Origin of the sequence: Luteibacter mycovicinus, assembly GCF_000745235.1 — a bacterium.
Lineage (GTDB): Bacteria > Pseudomonadota > Gammaproteobacteria > Xanthomonadales > Rhodanobacteraceae > Luteibacter > Luteibacter mycovicinus.
In genome coordinates, this window is the sequence record NZ_JQNL01000001.1 from 2187933 (window position 1) to 2205561 (window position 17629).

The 17629-nt window shown below is 65.4% G+C and carries 19 protein-coding genes; 8 read left to right on the plus strand and 11 right to left on the minus strand.

Going from position 1 to position 17629, the window contains the following annotated elements:
- Nucleotides 1–4 precede the first annotated feature (4 nt).
- Nucleotides 5–508, minus strand: coding sequence for a hypothetical protein (locus FA85_RS22140; protein ID WP_051943154.1), 504 nt, complete (start codon nt 506–508; stop codon nt 5–7).
- Nucleotides 509–673: 165 nt separating this feature from the next.
- Here FA85_RS22140 and ompR point away from each other — a divergent pair, with 165 nt between their 5' ends.
- Together ompR and FA85_RS09825 are read left to right on the plus strand one after the other, a co-directional pair.
- Entirely contained in the window at nt 674–1390 is a 717-nt protein-coding gene (gene ompR, locus FA85_RS09820) for an osmolarity response regulator transcription factor OmpR (RefSeq protein WP_036109177.1), read from the plus strand.
- On the plus strand, nt 1387–2715 hold the full coding sequence (locus FA85_RS09825) for an ATP-binding protein (RefSeq protein ID WP_036109173.1): 1329 nt from the start codon (nt 1387–1389) through the stop codon (nt 2713–2715). The genes ompR and FA85_RS09825 overlap by 4 nt, the downstream gene beginning before the upstream one ends.
- A gap of 24 nt (nt 2716–2739) precedes the next feature.
- On the opposite strand, the gene FA85_RS09830 is transcribed toward FA85_RS09825, so the two are convergent.
- Nucleotides 2740–3858, minus strand: a complete 1119-nt coding sequence (locus FA85_RS09830; RefSeq protein WP_036109169.1) for an NADH:flavin oxidoreductase — start codon at nt 3856–3858, stop codon at nt 2740–2742.
- Nucleotides 3859–3950: 92 nt separating this feature from the next.
- Between FA85_RS09830 and FA85_RS09835 the strand changes: the two genes are divergently transcribed.
- Entirely contained in the window at nt 3951–4355 is a 405-nt protein-coding gene (locus FA85_RS09835) for a winged helix-turn-helix transcriptional regulator (protein WP_036109166.1), read from the plus strand.
- On the opposite strand, the gene FA85_RS09840 is transcribed toward FA85_RS09835, so the two are convergent.
- From FA85_RS09840 to FA85_RS09865, 6 genes are all read right to left on the minus strand, one after another.
- Complete coding sequence (locus tag FA85_RS09840; protein WP_051943153.1) at nt 4352–4774, minus strand: hypothetical protein; 423 nt, start codon at nt 4772–4774, stop codon at nt 4352–4354. The two genes, FA85_RS09835 and FA85_RS09840, sit on opposite strands and share 4 nt — an antisense overlap.
- 33 nt (nt 4775–4807) lie before the next feature.
- Nucleotides 4808–5884, minus strand: coding sequence for an NAD(P)H-dependent flavin oxidoreductase (locus tag FA85_RS09845; RefSeq protein ID WP_036109162.1), 1077 nt, complete (start codon nt 5882–5884; stop codon nt 4808–4810).
- Nucleotides 5885–5962: 78 nt separating this feature from the next.
- Nucleotides 5963–7300: a cytochrome c gene (locus tag FA85_RS09850; protein WP_036109159.1), complete on the minus strand. Its 1338-nt coding sequence runs from the start codon at nt 7298–7300 to the stop codon at nt 5963–5965.
- Nucleotides 7301–7310: 10 nt separating this feature from the next.
- The gene (locus FA85_RS09855) at nt 7311–9086 is read right to left on the minus strand and encodes a GMC family oxidoreductase (RefSeq protein ID WP_036109157.1); all 1776 of its coding nucleotides are present in this window, start codon (nt 9084–9086) and stop codon (nt 7311–7313) included.
- A 4-nt stretch (nt 9087–9090) separates the two neighbouring features.
- Complete coding sequence (locus FA85_RS09860) at nt 9091–9819, minus strand: gluconate 2-dehydrogenase subunit 3 family protein (RefSeq protein WP_036109155.1); 729 nt, start codon at nt 9817–9819, stop codon at nt 9091–9093.
- A gap of 152 nt (nt 9820–9971) precedes the next feature.
- A complete protein-coding gene (locus FA85_RS09865; protein WP_036109153.1) occupies nt 9972–10853 on the minus strand; it encodes an AraC family transcriptional regulator in 882 nt (293 codons plus the stop codon).
- A 134-nt stretch (nt 10854–10987) separates the two neighbouring features.
- On the opposite strand from FA85_RS09865, the gene FA85_RS09870 reads away from it, so the two are divergent.
- Nucleotides 10988–11743, plus strand: a complete 756-nt coding sequence (locus tag FA85_RS09870; protein WP_036109151.1) for an SDR family NAD(P)-dependent oxidoreductase — start codon at nt 10988–10990, stop codon at nt 11741–11743.
- A gap of 10 nt (nt 11744–11753) precedes the next feature.
- Here FA85_RS09870 and FA85_RS09875 read toward each other — a convergent pair whose 3' ends face one another.
- The gene (locus FA85_RS09875) at nt 11754–12668 is read right to left on the minus strand and encodes a LysR family transcriptional regulator (protein WP_036109149.1); all 915 of its coding nucleotides are present in this window, start codon (nt 12666–12668) and stop codon (nt 11754–11756) included.
- An 86-nt stretch (nt 12669–12754) separates the two neighbouring features.
- Between FA85_RS09875 and FA85_RS09880 the strand changes: the two genes are divergently transcribed.
- Nucleotides 12755–13549 carry an NAD(P)H-dependent oxidoreductase gene (locus FA85_RS09880; protein ID WP_036109148.1) on the plus strand — a complete coding sequence of 265 codons (795 nt, stop codon included), beginning with the start codon at nt 12755–12757 and terminating at the stop codon, nt 13547–13549.
- Between the two features lie 69 nt (nt 13550–13618).
- Here the strand turns inward: FA85_RS09880 and FA85_RS09885 are convergent, their stop codons facing one another.
- Both FA85_RS09885 and FA85_RS09890 read right to left on the minus strand, forming a co-directional pair.
- On the minus strand, nt 13619–13906 hold the full coding sequence (locus tag FA85_RS09885) for a DUF1330 domain-containing protein (RefSeq protein ID WP_036109145.1): 288 nt from the start codon (nt 13904–13906) through the stop codon (nt 13619–13621).
- 27 nt (nt 13907–13933) lie between these two features.
- Nucleotides 13934–14668 carry an SDR family oxidoreductase gene (locus FA85_RS09890; protein ID WP_036109143.1) on the minus strand — a complete coding sequence of 245 codons (735 nt, stop codon included), beginning with the start codon at nt 14666–14668 and terminating at the stop codon, nt 13934–13936.
- Nucleotides 14669–14807: 139 nt separating this feature from the next.
- Here FA85_RS09890 and FA85_RS09895 point away from each other — a divergent pair, with 139 nt between their 5' ends.
- The 3 genes from FA85_RS09895 (at nt 14808) to FA85_RS09905 (ending at nt 17616) form a co-directional block, all read left to right on the plus strand.
- The gene (locus FA85_RS09895) at nt 14808–15416 is read left to right on the plus strand and encodes a TetR/AcrR family transcriptional regulator (RefSeq protein WP_036109140.1); all 609 of its coding nucleotides are present in this window, start codon (nt 14808–14810) and stop codon (nt 15414–15416) included.
- A 98-nt stretch (nt 15417–15514) separates the two neighbouring features.
- The gene (locus FA85_RS09900) at nt 15515–16195 is read left to right on the plus strand and encodes a type 1 glutamine amidotransferase domain-containing protein (RefSeq protein WP_036109138.1); all 681 of its coding nucleotides are present in this window, start codon (nt 15515–15517) and stop codon (nt 16193–16195) included.
- Nucleotides 16192–17616 carry an aldehyde dehydrogenase family protein gene (locus FA85_RS09905; RefSeq protein WP_036109135.1) on the plus strand — a complete coding sequence of 475 codons (1425 nt, stop codon included), beginning with the start codon at nt 16192–16194 and terminating at the stop codon, nt 17614–17616. The genes FA85_RS09900 and FA85_RS09905 overlap by 4 nt, the downstream gene beginning before the upstream one ends.
- The last annotated feature ends 13 nt before the right edge of the window (nt 17617–17629 follow it).

The following is a 17629-nucleotide window of genomic DNA, read 5'->3' on the forward strand; positions in this document are numbered from 1 at the left end:
TTCCTCAGTGGCAGGCGATGCTTTCGCCAGCCGCGTTGCTGCAACTGCCGGTGTGAGTGACCCCGTCCCGGGTGACCGTCGTGCTGCCGCTGTAGCTGTTCCCAGCCGCGCCGGTCGCCGAGGCGGTATGCGTGATGCCCTGCCCTTGCGCACCCGTGGTTTGTCCCGCGAACGTTCCACCCTGCGACCCGGTAGCGTTCGTGTTGCGATCGAAGCTCCCAGTGCCATCGGCGTTATGGGTGGCTGTCGCGCGGGTCGTTGCCGTGCCGCCGCCAGCTCCACGCCAGCTACCTCCGGCGTTGGATGTCACATTGCCCTGGCCGTCGGAGACCGTACGACGACCGTGCGCGCCCGCCGCACCGTTGGGACCCCGGAACCCCGCCGCGTGGCCGGCGACGGCACCTCCCGCGGCCTGCCCGTGAGCGCCATAGGCGACGAAACGACCCGATGCGGTCGCCACGCCGGATGCGAGAAGAAGCGCCAGGGAGCAGGCAATCGTGCGATACATGAGCAAACTCCATCTCGATGGCCGTCCGGCCGGAGGCGTCACTCTGACGAATGCCAGGGCGGCCCGCCGTCACACTTCGCAACCGAACGTTTCCTTGCCCCGCTTACGAAACATCCTGTTACATCTTCGCTCCCGGTCGTGTCCCGGACACGGCAGAATCGCACCATGACCGAGTCCACGCCCTCCCGCATCCTGATCGTCGACGACGACGCGCGCCTGCGCGATCTGCTCTCGCGCTACCTGCAGAGCCAGGGCTTCGCGACGGTGACGGCCGAGGACGGCAAGGCGCTGGACCGCGAGCTGAAGCGTCGACACGTCGACCTCATCGTGCTCGACATCATGATGCCGGGAGAAGACGGCCTTGCCATCTGTCGTCGCCTGCGTGGCCAGGGCGTGGATACGCCGATCATCATGCTGACGGCGCGCGGCGACGAGGTGGATCGCATCGTCGGGCTCGAGATCGGCGCCGACGACTACCTGGCCAAGCCGGGCAGCCCGCGCGAGCTGGTCGCCCGGATCAACGCCGTGCTTCGCCGTGGGCGCGCCGCGCCCGGCGCACCGCTCACCGACAACCGCCGCGTCGTCTTCGGGCCCTTCGTACTCGAACTCGGCACGCGCCGCCTGCTCCGCGATGGCGAACCGCAGCACCTGACGACCGGTGAGTTCGCCGTGCTCGCGACACTGGTACAGCGCCCGCGCCAGCCACTCACGCGCGACCAGCTGATGAGCTCCGCGCGCGGTCGCGACCATGAGGCCTTCGACCGGAGCATGGACGTGATGATGAGCCGGCTGCGCCGGGTCGTGGAAGACGATCCGCGCGAACCGCGCTGGCTGCAGACCGTCTGGGGACACGGCTACGTCTTCGTTCCGGACGGCCCGTGAACCGGCGGCCATCCAGCCTGTTCGCAAGGATCGCCACGCTGCTCGCCGTTACGGTCGGGTTGTGCTTCGTCCTGAGCATCGTCGCGATCCGGATCACCAGCGACGAAGGCGCGGGCCGCGTGGGCATACGCGGCGCGACGGCACGTATCGTCGTCGCGGATACGCTCATCGCCAGCGGCAAGGAGGCCGGGCTGGCCGAGATCCACGTGATCCGCGCGCCCACCGCGCCCGCAGGCAGGGAGCCCGTCCTTCCCGTCGTTCGCCGCACTCTGGAGGACATTCGCCAGGCCTTTCCCGGTCGTGAAGTGCGCATCGATGGCATGCACGATGCCACGCTGTGGATCGCTGCGCCGGCGCCCGCGACAGGCTGGCTGGGTGTGCCAGTGACCAACACCGGAAAGCCGGCCGTTCGCGCCGGCCTGCTCGCCATTGCGCTGGGCGGCGTGCTGATCGTGCTGCTCGCCGGACTTTACGCGCGCAGCATCACCGCACCGCTGCGGCAGCTTGCCGACAGTGCCGCCCACATGGTGAACGGAAGCGAGCCGCCATCGCTCCCCGACGGGGTCGCGCGTGAACTGACCGAGCTACGGTCTGCCCTCGCCCGCGCCGCGGCCGACGTTCGTGCCAGCGCACGTGAGCGCGACCTCATGCTGGCCGCGCTGTCGCACGACATGCGCACGCCGCTCGCCCGGCTGCGCCTCGGACTGGAGCTCTCGCCCGTGACCGATCCCGCGTTGCGCGGCGGCATGGAAGCGGACATCGATGCGCTCGACAGCCTCTGCGAACACTTCATCGCCTTCGCACGCGACGGTCGTGACGAAGCGACGGGCGACGTCGACTTGAGCGCGATCGTGCACGACGTGGCGGCTGTCGCATCGGCGCATGGCGAGGTGTGGACGTTGCGGCTGCCCGACGCGCCGATCATCCAGGGCAAGCCCCTGACCTTGCGTCGCGCTGTGGAGAATCTCGTCCGCAACGCAAGCCGACATGGTGCGGCACCGTTCGAAGCGACGATCGAGGTCACCGCGACGGAGATCCTTACGACGGTGATCGACCATGGATCCGGCGTACCCGAGACCTTGCTGCCCCACCTCGGCCAGCCGTTTTTCCGCGGAAACGCCGCCCGCAGCGATGCCACGGGCAGCGGTCTGGGCCTGGCCAGCGTTCGACGCACGGCGATCCAGCACGGCGGCGAACTGCATCTGCGCAACCTGCCGGAAGGCGGATTCGCCGCGACGCTGGTGTTACCGCGCGGCAATCCACGGACTCAGGCGGGCTTCGTGGGTTTACGCGTCGCATGCGAACGCCGTCTACCCGCGATGTGACGCGGATAGACGGGGGTGTCGTTGTCAGACCAGCTCAGCCAGCGACGCCGGATCGAACGACTTCATCGCCGCTGTATCCCCCGCACGCACCTTCGACACCCACTGCGGATCGCCCAGCAACGCGCGGCCCACGGCGATCAGGTCGAACTCATCGCGCTCCAGACGTTCGGCCAGACGCTCGACGCCCACGGGCGACGACGTCGCGCCACCGAACGAGGCAAGGAACTCGCCATCGAGGCCGACCGACCCGACGGAGATCGTCGCGGCGCCGGTCACCTTCTTCGCCCAGCCGGCGAAGTTGAGACCCTCGGCGCCGTCGACGTCCGGGAACTCCGGTTCCCAGAAACGACGCTGCGAGCAATGCAGGACATCCACACCTGCGGCCACCAGCGGCGACAGCCACGCTTCGAGTTCGGCCGGCGTATGGGCCAGACGCGTCTGATAGTCCTGCTGCTTCCACTGGCTGACGCGGAGGATCAGCGGCATGTCGGGGCCGATCGCGGCGCGCACGGCGGCGACGACTTCGGCGGCGAAGCGCGCACGCTCCGGCAACGTGGCGCCACCGTAACGGTCGGCGCGCTCGTTCGAACCGTTCCAGAAGAACTGGTCGATCAGATAGCCGTGCGCGCCGTGCAGTTCGACGACGTCGAAGCCGAGTTCTTTCGCACTCAAGGCGGCGCGCGCGAAAGCGGCGACGGTATCGGCGATGTCTTCGTCGGTCATGGCCACGCCGTGGCTGTCGCCGGGGCCGTTGATGCCCGACGGGCTTTCCGCCGACACCGGACCCACCCAGCCGGACATACCGCGCGTGCCGCCGGTATGCCAGATCTGCGGGCCCATGCGGCCGCCAACGGCGTGCACTTCGTCGATCACATGGCGCCAGCCGGCCAGAGCGGCGTCGCCGAAGAAGGACGGAATGTTGGGTTCGTTACGCGAGGCCGGGCGGTCGATCACCGTGCCTTCGGAGAGGATCAGGCCGACGCCATCGGCGGCACGGCGGCGGTAATAAGCGGCGTTGGCTTCTCCCGGCACGCCCGCGTCGGTGAACAGACGGGTCATGGGCGCCATGACGATGCGGTTGGCCAGCGTGAGGCCTTTGAGGGTGAAAGGGCGGAACAGCGCGTCGACAGCGGCCTGGGTCATGAGAAATATCGCACCTTTATTGAAGATGCGTGCGAGGGTATACAGGATATACTTGGCGTCAATAAGGCACTTGAAAGCTCTCAGGTATCTCCATGGAAACCCGCGCTGATCCGACCTGCTCTCCCACGCACTTCTCGGCCGGATGCCCCAGCCGCGTGCTGTTCGAGCAGGTCGCCGATAAGTGGTCGATGATGGTCCTCACCGTGTTGCACGGCGGGCCGTTGCGCTTCAACGCGATCCGGCGGCAGCTCGAAGGCGTCACGCAGAAGGCGCTCACGCAGTGCCTGCGCCGTCTCGAGCGCAACGGGCTGCTTACGCGACGCATCATTCCGGCCGCGCCGATCGGTGTGGAGTACGCGCTCACCGATCTCGGCCGATCGCTGCATCGGCCGTTCAAGGAGCTCTACATCTGGATGCACCAGAACCTGGATGAGGTCGAGGCGGCACGTGTCCGTTATGACGAAGCGTCATCCGCGCCTGCGGATGCCGTCGCCTAGGAATGTGACGACGGGTGCGCCTGAGCCCTGAGCCGGGCACTCGCCCGCGCTCTTACCGCATCCGACCCGTCGACCCGCGACAGGTACTGCAACACGTCACGCTTCGTCGAAGGATTGGCGGCGATACACACGCGCACTTTCTCGTTCACGTCGTCGGCCAGTTCGCGCAGCAGCGTCTCCGAGGCGTCGACGCGCTCGGCCACGGCGTGGCGGACGATCCAGTTCGCATCGCTGGCCAGACGTTCCAGCATCTCCGGCGGCGACGTGCGGTTGTAGGCGATAAACGGCCGCAGTTCGGGAGCGCGTGCGTGGATCTGCATCCACACCGCGAGCGGCACCGTCTCGCTGGCGGCGCGCTGGTTGTCATCGGGATCGTCGCTGACGCGCAGCCGAATCCATTCGTTGGCATTGTCGATCATGTTTCCCCCTTCCCGCGGATGCGCCCGCGAGCATCAACCCAGGCGCAGCACCGCCGCCGTCTGGGCAACGATGGTACGCCCGATCTCCTCCGCTGGCACCTCCCTGGCCAGGGCACCGGCCTGACCCGACCACAATGGCTGGAAATCGCCCTGCGCCATCGCTTCCGTCGCTGCCCGCAACGGCGTCAGCGGCCCGGCCGCCAGGGGGAACGGCGGTGCATCGGCGGAAAGGGGACCTACTTCACGCATCAGGCGGTTGATGGCGCCCCGCGCCGGGCGCCCGGTCAGCACGTTGGTGACCACGGTGTTGTCGTCACGTACGCCGCGCAGCGCGGCGCGATGCACGGCGGCGCTGGTCGATTCCGGCGACAGCAGGAAGGCCGTGCCCATCTGCACGGCGGAGGCGCCCAGACACAGCGCGGCGGCCATCCCACGTCCATCGGAAATGCCACCGGCGGCGATCACGGGGATGCTCAGCGCGTCGACCATCTGCGGCACGAGCGCCATCGTGCCGGGCTGCGTCGTCATGTCGTCGGTGAGGAAGTTGCCGCGATGGCCTCCGGCTTCATACCCCTGGGCGATAACGGCATCGCAGCCGCGCTCGGCCAGCCAGCGGCCTTCGGCGACCGTGGTCGCGGTGGCAAGAAGGATGGCACCGGTCGCCTTCACCCTGTCGAGCAGAGCCGTCTCGGGTAAGCCGAAGTGAAAGCTCACCACTTCGGGCTTCAGCTCTTCGACGAGCGAGCACATGGCGGCATCGAACGGCGCGCGCCCACCGGCGGCGGGCAGCTTTGCCGGATCCACATCGAATTCGCTGAAGTAGGGCGCCAGCCGGTCCAGCCATCGACGTGTCTGCGCCTCGGTCGGCGTCACCGCCGTATGCGCGAAGAAATTGAGGTTGATCGGTCCGGGCACGGCCGCACGAAACACCGCGACCTCCTCACGCACCCTGTCGGCGGTGATCGAGGCGCACGGCAGCGAACCGAGGCCACCGGCACGCGCCACGGCGATGGCGAGAGCGGATCCGCCGGAACCGGCCATCGGCGCGAGGAGAAAAGGATGCTCGATGGCGAACAGGTCGAGCACGCGACGGTCGGTCCAGACAGGCACAGCAAACTCCTCGAAGCGAACCGCGAAGGTCGATACCGGCAAGGATAGACCGGTCGACCTCCGCGTCGCGTAAAGTCTTCAGTGTGCTTCGGCTTTCCGCAGCGACGTGCGTGCCGCCGCGGCCTGGCTCTCGGTGACAGCGGACGCATGGTTGCCGAAGCCCGTACGCACGAAGGTTGCCACCTGCGCCACCTCCGCATCGCTCAGACGCTCGGCGAAGCCGGGCATGCCCAGCGGCGACGGTGCCTTTTCGGTCGACGGCAGGTGGCTACCGCCGAGGATCAGCCGCACCAGCGTGGTCGGGTCGTCCGCGAGCACGGTCGGGTTGCCCGCGATCGTCGGGAACACGTGCGCGTAACCTTCCGCGTCGGTGCGATGGCAAGCGGCGCAATTATCGACATAGATTTCAGCGCCGCGGCTATCGTTGATGCCGGCCTGCAGGGCCTTCGCGGTGGTGTCGTCGGGCGCGAAGCGCGACGGATCGTCCGCCGTGGCTGGCAGCGTCTTCAGGTACGCGGCGATCGCATGCAGATCGTCGTCCTTCAGCCACTGCATGCTGTGCACGGCCACGTCGGCCATCGGCTGACCGACCACGGCGCTGTGCGCGTTACGCGCGGTACGCAGCGTGTCCACGATGTCCTGTTCGCTCCAGCGACCCAGACCGTCGGCCGTGTTGCCACGCAGATTCACCGCATACCAGCCGTCGATCACCTGGCCACCGGACAGGTACGAGCCACCCTTCTCGTCAAGCGTCCGCTCCTGCAAAGCGAAGCCGCGTGGCGTGTGACAGCTGCCGCAGTGACCCGCGCCCTGGACGAGATAGGCGCCGCGGGCGATCTTCTCGTCCGGGTACGCCTTCGGATCGAATACCACGCTGTCGGCATCCGGTGCGAACAGCTTGCGCCAGATCGCCAGCGGCCAACGCATCGACAGCGGCCACGGAATCGCCGTGCCCTGGTTCGCGCGCGAGGACGGCTCGATGCCGCCGTGCCGGAAGTACGCGTACAGCGCGCGCACGTCGTCGTCGCTGAGACGCGCATACGACGGGAACGGCATGGCCGGGTAAAGGCTCGAGCCATCCGCCGCGATGCCATGACGCAGCGCGCGGTCGAACTGGTCGAGCGTGTACTTGCCGATGCCGTGGTCCGCGTCGGGCGTGATGTTGCTGCTGTAGATCGTACCCAGCGGCGTCGCCATCGGCAGGCCACCTTCGAACGGCTTGCCGCCCGGACGGCTGTGGCATGCCGTGCAGTCGCTGGCCAGGGCCAGGTAGTGGCCCTTCTCGATCAGGGCCTTGTCGTCCGCGGGCACATCGCCGGCGATCGCACGCGTGTGCGTGGGCCAGAACGCGAACGCCAGCGCAGCCACGAGCACGACCACGCCGAGGGCGATCAGGGTGAGGAAGAACTTTTTCATCTCGTTCTCCTTACGCCTGGACCATGGGACCGGGGTCCTTCAGGTACTTCTCGCGGATGGCCGTGGCGGCCCAGTACGCGAGGCCGCCGACCAGACCGGTCGGGTTGTAGCCGTTGTTCTGCGGGAACGCGTTGGCGCCGATGGCGAACACGTTGGGCACGTCCCACGACTGCAGATAACGGTTCAGCGCCGAGGTCGATGGATCCGAGCCCATCGTCGCGCCACCGCAGGTGTGCGTGCTCTGGTACTTGGTGATGTTGTAGTGCTCGCCGTCCTTCTTCGCATCGCCGAGGATCGACAACGGATTGAGGGTGCGGCCCATCTGCAGCGCCTGACCCACGAGGAACTGCGACGCCTTGATCTCGTTGTCCTGCCAGTCGAAGGTCATCCGCAACAACGGACGGCCAAACGAATCCTTATAGGTCGGATCCAGGCTCAGATAGTTCTGGCGATACGACATGCAGGCACCCTGCACCTCGAAGTAGAACGAGTGACGGAAGTTGTCCGCCGCCGCACGCTTCCAGTCGGTGCCCCAGTTCGGGGTACCGGCGGGCACGTTGATGCCGCGCACCGGACCCGCGCCGGGCTGACGCGCCCAGACCAGACCGCCGCCGACGAAGCCGAGCTTGCCGTTGTCGAGCTGATTGCCGTTGAGATCGTCCATCGTCGCGCCCGCGCCACCGATACCGATGAACGGGTTGGCCTGCACGCTCTTGTCGAAGAACATCACCGTGCGGTTGAGGTTCTGGTACGAGTAGTTGCGACCGATGGTGCCCGTCTGCGTCACCGGGTCATAGGCCTTGCCGATGCCCGATACCAGCATCAGGTGCACGTTGAACAGCTGGAACGCGCACAGCAGGACGATGTCCGCCGGCTGCTCCACTTCACGGCCCTGCGCGTCGAGGTACGTAACGCCCGTCGCCTTCTTGCCTGTGCTGTCGAGGTTGACCTTGAGCACCTGCGAGTTGGCGCGCAGCTCGAAGTTCGGCTTGATGCGCAGCGCCGGCAGGATCGAAACGTTGGGGCTGGCCTTGGAGTAATTCAGGCAACCGTAATCGCTGCAGAAACCGCAGGCATTGCACGGACCCATCTGGCAGCCGTACGGATTCACATACGGACCCGAGGCATTGGACGTGGGAATCGGATACGGATGCCAGCCCATTTCCTTCGCGCCCTTGTAGAACTGTTCGGCGCCGAGGTAATTCGGGTTAGGCCCCAGCGGGTATTCCTTCGAACGCGAGCCTTCGAAGGGGTTGCCGCCCTCCTGCAGCACGCCGTTGATCACGCCCGCCTTGCCCGAGGTGCCGCAGACGCGCTCGAACATGTCCAGGTGCGGTTCCAGGTCGTCATAGCTGACCGGGAAATCCTGGATCGTCATGTCGGCGGGAATGAAGGCCTTGCCATAACGGTGTTCCATGTTCGTACGCAGGTACATGTCTTCGGGCAGCGGACGGAAATGGCAACCCGACCAGTGCGTACCCGCACCGCCCACGCCCGTACCGGGCTTGAACGAACCCATCTGCCGATACGGCACGGCATCCGACGCGCTGTTGTGGCGAATGGTGACGGTTTCCTGATTGAGACTCTGCAGGAACCGGCGATGCACCGAGCCTTCGAGCTCATCGACGACCTTGGGATAGGCGAAGTCGGGCTGCGTATCGCGGTCGGCGCCGCGCTCGAGCGCCACGACATGGAGGCCTGCCTCGGTCAGTTCCTTCGCGAGGATCGCGCCGGTCCAGCCCATGCCGACGATGACGGCGTCCACTTTCGGTTTCACGGTAGCCATCGTCTCAACCCCTCTTGCCGGACAGATCGACCGGCGGCAGCGGATACGGTTTGTCGCGCACCGTAATCCAGTCCAGGTAATCGGCGCGCATGCCGGGGTAGCCGATCATCTTCCACGCGGCCATGCCGCGGTTGCCGCCATAACGGGGATCGGCGAAGTAGCCGTTCTTCACTTCGTTGAGGATGTTGGTGAAGAACAGCTTGGACGAGATGTCCTCCAGCTTGAGCTTGCCGCTCTCGGCCGCCTTGAGCAGTTCTTCCTGCCGGGTGTGCTCGAGCTGGGCGAAGGTCTTGCCGTCGAAGGTCTTCCTGCAATGCGCGTCGATCGCGTTGAGGCCGACACGGATGATGTCGCGCAGCGTGAGGCGGCCCTGATAGCCGAACTCCGGCGGGGCTTCGAGGAAGGGACCCTGCATGTACCAGATGGCGCCATTGGCGTACGGCGTCTGCATGTGGCGGTCGAGAAACTCGGGCACGCCGGTCTCGACGGCACCGGGGCCGACGTCGTCACTGGGGATCAGCCGGTCGCAGATGGCGACCATGCAGGTCCATTCCACGTCCTTGAAGAAATTCGGTTTGTACCCGGCACCGCTCTCAGCGGTGGCGCCGTCACCTGGCTTGTGCGTGGCTGTCGCGGCGAGCGGGAGAGCGGCAGCGAGCGGGGCCATGGTCAGGCCAAGCAGGATACGGCGTCGCGATTGCAACGCGGCGTTGGTTTCGTCCGGTGAGGACATGGCTGGCTCCGGGGCGGCAGGCTGGCTTAAGACAATAGAAAAACCACCGACGGTCTTACTGTCGGTCGATATACTTCAGTTATGAACTAATGTGACACGTGCATGTTACAGGTGTCTTATCGACCGATGTCGTCATATCTGCATTGCGTTTTTTACAGGGGTGCCGTGCGCCGCTCTGTGTCCTTACCCGGGGACAAACCGAACATCCGCGAATACTCCCGGGTGAACTGCGAAACACTTTCGTATCCCACGGCAAAGGCGGCACCGCTCGCCGACCTGCCCTCACCCGTCATGAGGCGACGCGCCTCGATCAGCCGCAGCTGTTTCTGAAACTGCTTCGGCGACAACGACGTCACCGCACGAAAATGCTGATGAAACGACGACGGGCTCATATCGGCGATGGCAGCGAGCCGCTCGACCGGAATGGATTGCGCAAACTCCGAGCGAAGCACCGCTACCGCGCGTGCCACGCGCTGGGCGTGCCCCTCCTGCCAGCCGAGGCGCCTTATCGCCGGACCATGCCGCCCGGCAAGCAACCAGTAGTGCAACTCGCGCACCAGCGACGTGTGCAGGATAGGCACCGCACCCGGCCGGTCGAGCAGCTGCATGAGGCGCAGCGCGCTGGCGGCCACCTCAGCATCGGTCGGCTCGGCACGGACATCCGGGCCACCGGCCGGCGTGCCCGCTTCCATCGCGAGCGCCAGCTCGGCGATCAGGCGCGTGTCCAGATCCATGACCAGTGAAAAGTACGGTGCGTCTTGGCTCGCCGTCACGATCTGGCTCACGGTGGGAACGTCGGCCGTGATCAGCAGCGAATCACCCGGTTCCAGCGACACGGTTTGCGCACCCAGGGTCACCTGCTTGCCGCCCTGAAGTACCAGACAGACCAATGGCTGGGAGATGGCGTAGACCAGTCCGCTGGGCTCGGTCGAACGGATCGTCGTCAGGCCGGGAATGGGCGTCTGGGCAAGCCCCGTCGCGTCGGCATGTGCGGCGACATAACGGCGAACGGCGGTGAGAAGGGCCTCGGTCATGAGGTGAAAGCTAACGCATCCCAGGCGCCGCATCGGCCCCGTTGGAGGAAAAGGCAAACAACGTCGAGGTTACGGCAACGACGCGGGAGACGCCGACACCTATCGTTTCCTTCATCCCAAACGGAGCCAGCGACATGACCACGATCACCCTGATTACCGGCGGCAGCCGCGGCCTCGGCCGCAACACCGCACTGAGCGTCGCGCGCCACGGCGGCGATGTCGTCATCACCTACCGCAGCCGTCGCGACGAAGCCGATGCGGTGGTCGCCGAGATCGAGTCGCTCGGTCGCAAGGCGGTCGCGCTTCCGCTGGACACCGGCGACAGCCGAAGCTTTGCGGCGTTCGCGGAGAGCCTTGCGAAGGTCCTGCGCGAAACCTGGAACCGCGATACGTTCGACCACCTGGTCAACAACGCCGGACACGGCGATTACGCGCTGATCCAGGACACCACCGAAGCTCAGTTCGACTCGCTGGTCGACGTCCACTTCAAGGGCGTGTACTTCCTCACCCAGTCGCTGCTGACCCTGCTCGCCGATGGCGGTCGCATCATCAACCTGTCTTCGGGACTCACGCGCGTCTCGTATCCCGGGTATGCCGCGTATGCCGCCGCCAAGGCAGCGGTAGAAGTCCTGACCGTCTACATGGCCAGAGAACTGGGCAGCCGCGGTATCGCCGTGAACACCGTCGCGCCCGGCGCCATCGAAACCGACTTCGGTGGCGGTGCCGTGCGCGACAATCCGGAGATCAACAAGATCTTTGCCGACATGACGGCGCTCGGTCGCGCAGGTGTGCCCGACGATATCGGCCCGATGATCGCCAGCCTGCTTTCGGCGGATAACCGCTGGGTGACGGCGCAGCGAATCGAGGTGTCGGGCGGTCAGGCGATATGAGCGATTCGCCCTAAGCGATACCTGGGAGGGTGGCGATGGCGTCCACCAGATAGTCGATCAGACGTCGCACGCGCGCGACGTCCGATCTCCCCGGAACCATCAACAGGTTGAGCGGCACGGCCACCGGGCGATGATCCGGCAGCACGGGGACCACCGTCCCTGTCACCAGCAGGTCGTCCACCATCCATCGGTGAGCCGACACGATGCCTCGCCCTGCCACGACAGCCGCTCGCGCAGCCAGACCGTGGTCGACACGCAGACGACCTGTGACCGGGATCGCGTGACGCACACCGTCCGGACCGTCGAGCAGGAGGACGTCGCTGCCGATCACGTTCGACATGCGGATGCTGTCATGCCCGATGAGATCGTCTGGCGATGCAGGTGTGCCGCGAGAGGCCAGGTAGGCGGGAGAGGCCACCAGCAAGCGCTGACTGGAGCCGAGCGCGCGCAGTTTCATCGAGCTGTTGTCGAGGGGCCCGAGGCGAATGGCGATATCCACGCCTTCCCGCACCAGATCGATCCGCTCATCGGTGAGCCCGAGTTCCACCTCGATATCGGGGTACCGATCCTGAAATGCGAAGATCAACGGCGTGATGTGGAGGATGCCCAGAGCGCTCGTCGTCGAGAGACGAACCGTACCGGCATTGGCGCCGCGGTGATCGCTGACTTCGTCGGCGGCCTTCTCGACCAGCCGGAGGATCTGCAGAGCTGAGGCGTAGAAGCGCGCGCCTTCGTCGGTCAGGGTCATGCGGCGCGTCGTCCGACTGAGCAATGGTGCTCCCACAGCGGCCTCGAGTTCGCGCAGATGGCGCGTGACCGTCGACTGTCCCAGGCCGCTTTCGCGTGCCACCGCAGACAGGCTGCCTCGCTCCGCGACGCGCACGAAGGTGCGCATGCGTTCCAGCGTCAGATCGGATCTATCCATTTTTCGGCACTGAGTTATGCATCCATCCATATAGTGGATGGATCACCTGTTGGCTACCGTGAGGTCATTCGACATCCGGAGTCTTTATGAAGGTTTTGCTTGTTTTTGCTCATCCTGAGCCCCGCTCACTCAATGGTTCACTGCGCGATGTCGCCATCGCGGAGCTGCTGGCTCAGGGCCACGACGTGCGTCAGACCGATCTGTACGCTCAGCGGTGGAAAGCGGTGGTCGATCGCGATGACTTCCCTGCCCTCCGGAGTGACGACCGTCTGCATCCCGCACGTGCTTCGGCTGAAGCCTTTGCCTCGGGAACCCTGACCGATGACGTGCGCGAGGAACAGGAGAAGCTGCTCTGGGCCGACGCGGTGATTCTGCAGTTCCCCCTGTGGTGGTACACGATGCCGGCGATTCTCAAAGGATGGATCGATCGCGTGTACGCCTGTGGTTTCGCGTACGGCGTCGGCGAGCATAGCGACAGGCATTGGGGCGACCGTTTCGGCGAAGGCACGCTCGCGGGCAAGCGCGCCATGCTCGTCGTCACCGCCGGTGGCTGGGAGGAGCACTACGGGCCACGCGGGATCAACGGGCCTATCGATGACCTGCTCTTTCCGATCAACCACGGGGTACTGCACTACCCGGGGTTCGACGTCCTGCCGCCGTTCGTCGCCTACCGTCTGGATCGCATGGGCGAGGACGCGTTTCCCGCGATGGCCGAAGCGTTACGCGAGCGCATGCGCAATCTGGCGATCACGTCTCCGATTCCTTTCCGGCGACAGAATGGGGGCGACTACGAGATACCGAGCTTGCGCCTGCGTGACGGGCTTGGACAGGATACGGTCGGATTCGGACTTCATCAGGACACTGGCACGGCACCCTGTTGAAGCGGAGCCCATGGCTCGAAACCCGGTGCTCGATCGTACGGACCGAGCACCGGGTTCCGTGGGTGTCGGTCAGACCCCTTCGACCATGAACACCCGGTAGTCCGCACCCTTGAACCGATGCGCGCGCGCCTCGGTGTACTCCCGACTGTTGTACCAGGCCAGCGCTTCGGCCTTCGTCGGGAAGCTGATGATGACCGCACCCTCGACCTCGGGCCCTTCGAGCGTCTCGATCTCACCGTAGAACGCGTGCGGCGTGATGGGATGGTTTCCGCGCGCCTCACTGGCTTTCTCTGCGTAGATCTTCATCTCTTCCGGATCCTTGGTGCGATCGCGGGAAAACACGACATAAGTCGCCATAGTTCACATCCTGAGGGGTGGGTGGACTTACCAGGGAAGCGTCTTGCCGAGGTAGGTGAAGCTACCCGTCGGGCCGTTGGCATCGAGCAAGGCCATACCGACGCTGCTCTTCGCACCGGTCGGCACATCGATCTCGCCGTTGCCACCGTTCATCTCGGTCTGCACATAACCCGGATGCACCGCGTTGACCTTGATCGGCGTGTCGCGCAGTTCATAAGCAAGATGCACGGTCCACGAATTGATGGCGGTCTTCGACGCATCGTACGCCGGCACCTTGAAGCTGTAGATCGGCGAGTTCGGATCGACGTGCAGCGTGATCGAGCCGAGCTGGCTGGAGACGTTGACGATACGCGCCGCCGGGGCTTTCCTCAGCAGCGGGAGGAAGGCGTTGGTCACTTCGACGACCGCGAACACGTTGGTGTCGAAGGTCTCGCGCCATGCCTGCAGCGTCTGCTCGGACGGGGCCTTGCTCATGTCGTCGACGAGGATGCCCGCGTTGTTCACCAGGATGTCGAGCTTGCCGTACTTCTCGCCGACTTCCGCCACGGCCTTTCTGATGCTTTCGCTGTCGGTGACATCGAGCGCAATCGGTTCGACGGTGAGGCCTTCGGCCTTGAGCTTGTCCGCCGCCGCCTTGGTACGACCGGCGTCGCGGCCAGCCAGCAGCGCGATCACACCTTCCTGCGCCAGCTGACGGACGGTTTCCTGACCGATGCCGCGGGTGGCGCCGGTGACGAGGGCGACTTTCTGCGTGGTGTTCATTCCAGATCCTTGCTCGGTGGGTTGGGAATATCGCTGCGTTCGACATGTGGATGGCCTGCCGGACTTAAAACCCGTCAGTTCAGATATTCCTCGAAAAAAATACTAGACGACCGGTCTAATGGCGTGTAGAGTTCTTCCCATGAGCCCAGCCACCGCCATCAACGAATCGTCCGACGTCCGCGCCAGGATCCTGGCCACGGGTCAGCGCATCATGGGCGGCAAGGGGTTCTCTGCGGTGGGCCTCAATGAAGTGCTGGCGGCCGCCGGTGTGCCGAAGGGGTCGTTCTATCACTACTTCGGATCGAAGGACGCGTTCGGTGAGGCCTTGCTCGAGGACTACTTCGAGGAGTACCTGGCCGACATGGACCGCACGCTGCGCCAGGCCGGCGGACCGGTGGCGGCTCGTCTGGAGAACTACTTTCAGGCGTGGCGGGACAACCAGTCCTTCCACGACTGCCAGGGTAAGTGCCTTGCCGTGAAGCTGGGCGCCGAGGTGGCGGATCTGTCAGAAGTGATGCGCGCTTCGCTCAGGCGCGGCACCACGGGGATCATCCGCTACCTCGCCGAAGCGATCGAGGCCGGGGTGGCCGACGGCTCACTGTCGGTCGACGAGCCGGCGGCGGACGTGGCGCAGAGCCTGTACCAGCTCTGGCTGGGCGCCAGCGTCATGGTCAAGATCGTTCGCAACACCGAACCGTTCGACAAGGCGATGGCTACCACCCGCCAGGTTTTGAAGCTCCCGGCCTGAGGCCGGGAGGCGATACGGACGCTTCTTCGCGAAGCGTTTTTTTGCCCCTAGCTACTAGACGACTGGTCTACTTTTACCCAACCAATCAGGAGATTCCCATGAAAGTCCTCATCGTTCTGACCTCGCACGACCAGCTTGGCAACACCGGCCGCAAGACCGGCTTCTGGCTCGAAGAGCTCGCCGCGCCCTATTACACCTTCAAGGACGCCGGCGCCGAGATCGTTCTCGCCTCGCCCAAGGGCGGCCAGCCGCCGCTCGATCCCAAGAGCAACGAGCCGTCGTTCCAGACCGACGTCACCCGTCGCTTTGAAGCCGATGCCGCCGCCAACGCCCAGCTCGCGGCCACCGTCCGCCTCGACAGCGTCTCGCAGGCCGACTTCGACACCGTGTTCTATCCGGGTGGTCACGGCCCGCTGTGGGATCTGGCCGAGGACACGCATTCCATCGCGCTGATCGAATCGTTCATCGAAGCGGGTAAGCCGGTCGCGCTCGTCTGTCATGCCCCGGGCGTGCTCCGCCACGTCAAGGCGTCGAACGGCAAGCCGCTGGTCGAGGGCAAACAGGTCACGGGCTTCACCAATACGGAAGAAGAAGGCGTTGGCCTCACCGATGTGGTGCCCTTCCTCGTCGAAGACGAACTGAAGACCAGGGGTGGCATCTACTCGAAGGGTCCGGACTGGGGTTCGTACGTCGTTACCGATGGCCTGTTGATCACGGGCCAGAACCCCGCGTCGTCGTCGGAAGCCGCCGCTGTGCTGATGAAGCAGCTGTCGGCATGAACATCTTCGACGGTCCGTATTACCTGAGCATCGCCGGCAAGCTCATCGAGACGAGCGATCGCTTCGACGTCATGAATCCGGCGACCGGGACGGTGCTGGCGCAGGCGCCGGCCGCCAGCGCCGCGCAGCTCGACGAAGCGATCGCCGCCGCGAAAGCGGCCTTCAGGACCTGGTCGACCCTTGGCTACGAGCGGCGCCAGGTCTATCTCAACGCCTATGCCGATGCGCTCGAAGCCCACCGCGACGAGCTGGCCCGACTGCTCACCCTCGAGCAGGGCAAACCGCTCAAGACGATGGCGGAGCCGGAGGTCGACCAGTCGATCTCCTGGATCCGGCAGATCGCCGCGCGGCGCATCCCCGTCGAGATCGTGGAGGAGACCGACGACCACATCGTCGAGCTTCACCACACGCCGCTGGGCGTCGTCGGTGCGATCACACCGTGGAACTTCCCCGTGCTGCTCGCCTTGTGGAAGGTCGCGCCGGCACTGATCACCGGCAACACCATGGTGATCAAGCCCTCGCCGTTTACGCCGTTGTCCACACTGCGCTTTGGGCAGATCGCGCAGTCCGTGCTGCCACCCGGGGTGCTCTCGGTGGTTTCCGGCGGCAACGAGCTTGGCCCGCAGATGACCGCGCACCCGGACATCGCCAAGATCAGCTTCACCGGGTCCACCGAGACCGGCAAGCATGTGATTCGCTCCGCTGCCGGGACGATCAAGCGCCTCACACTCGAGATGGGTGGCAACGACGCGGCGATCGTGCTGCCCGATGCCGACTGGCGTTCGATCGTGCCCACACTGTTCTGGGGCGCTGTCGGCAATTCGGGTCAGTGGTGTGTCGGCATCAAGCGCCTGTACGTCCACCGTTCGTTCCACGCGGACTTCGTCGACGCATTCGTGGCATACGCCAAGCGGCAGAAGCTCGGCGACGGGCTCGACCCCGAGGTTACCGTCGGCCCGGTGCAGAACAAGATGCAGTTCGACAAGGTCGTCACGTTCCTCGACGACATCAAGGCGAACGGTCAGAAGATCGTCCTCGGCGGCGAGATCGACCCGAACCGTCCCGGCTACTTCATCCCCGTGACCGTCGTCGACAACCCGTCGGAAGATTCGAAGATCGTGCAGGAAGAGCAGTTCGCTCCGATCGTGCCGATCATCGCCTACGACGACGTCGACGACGTGATCGAGCGTGCCAACGACAGTCCGTTCGGTCTGGGCGGCTCCGTCTGGGGTCGCGACACCGCCGCGGCCGTCGCGGTGGCCAACCGCCTCGAGACAGGCATGGTCTGGGTCAACGAGATCCATACCCAGGGCGTGGACGTGCCCTTCGGCGGCCACAAGCAATCCGGCGTCGGCACCGAGCACGGCAGCGAAGGGCGCCAGCTCTTCACCAATCCGAAAACCATTCTGATCCGCAAGTAAGCGCCCAAGGAGA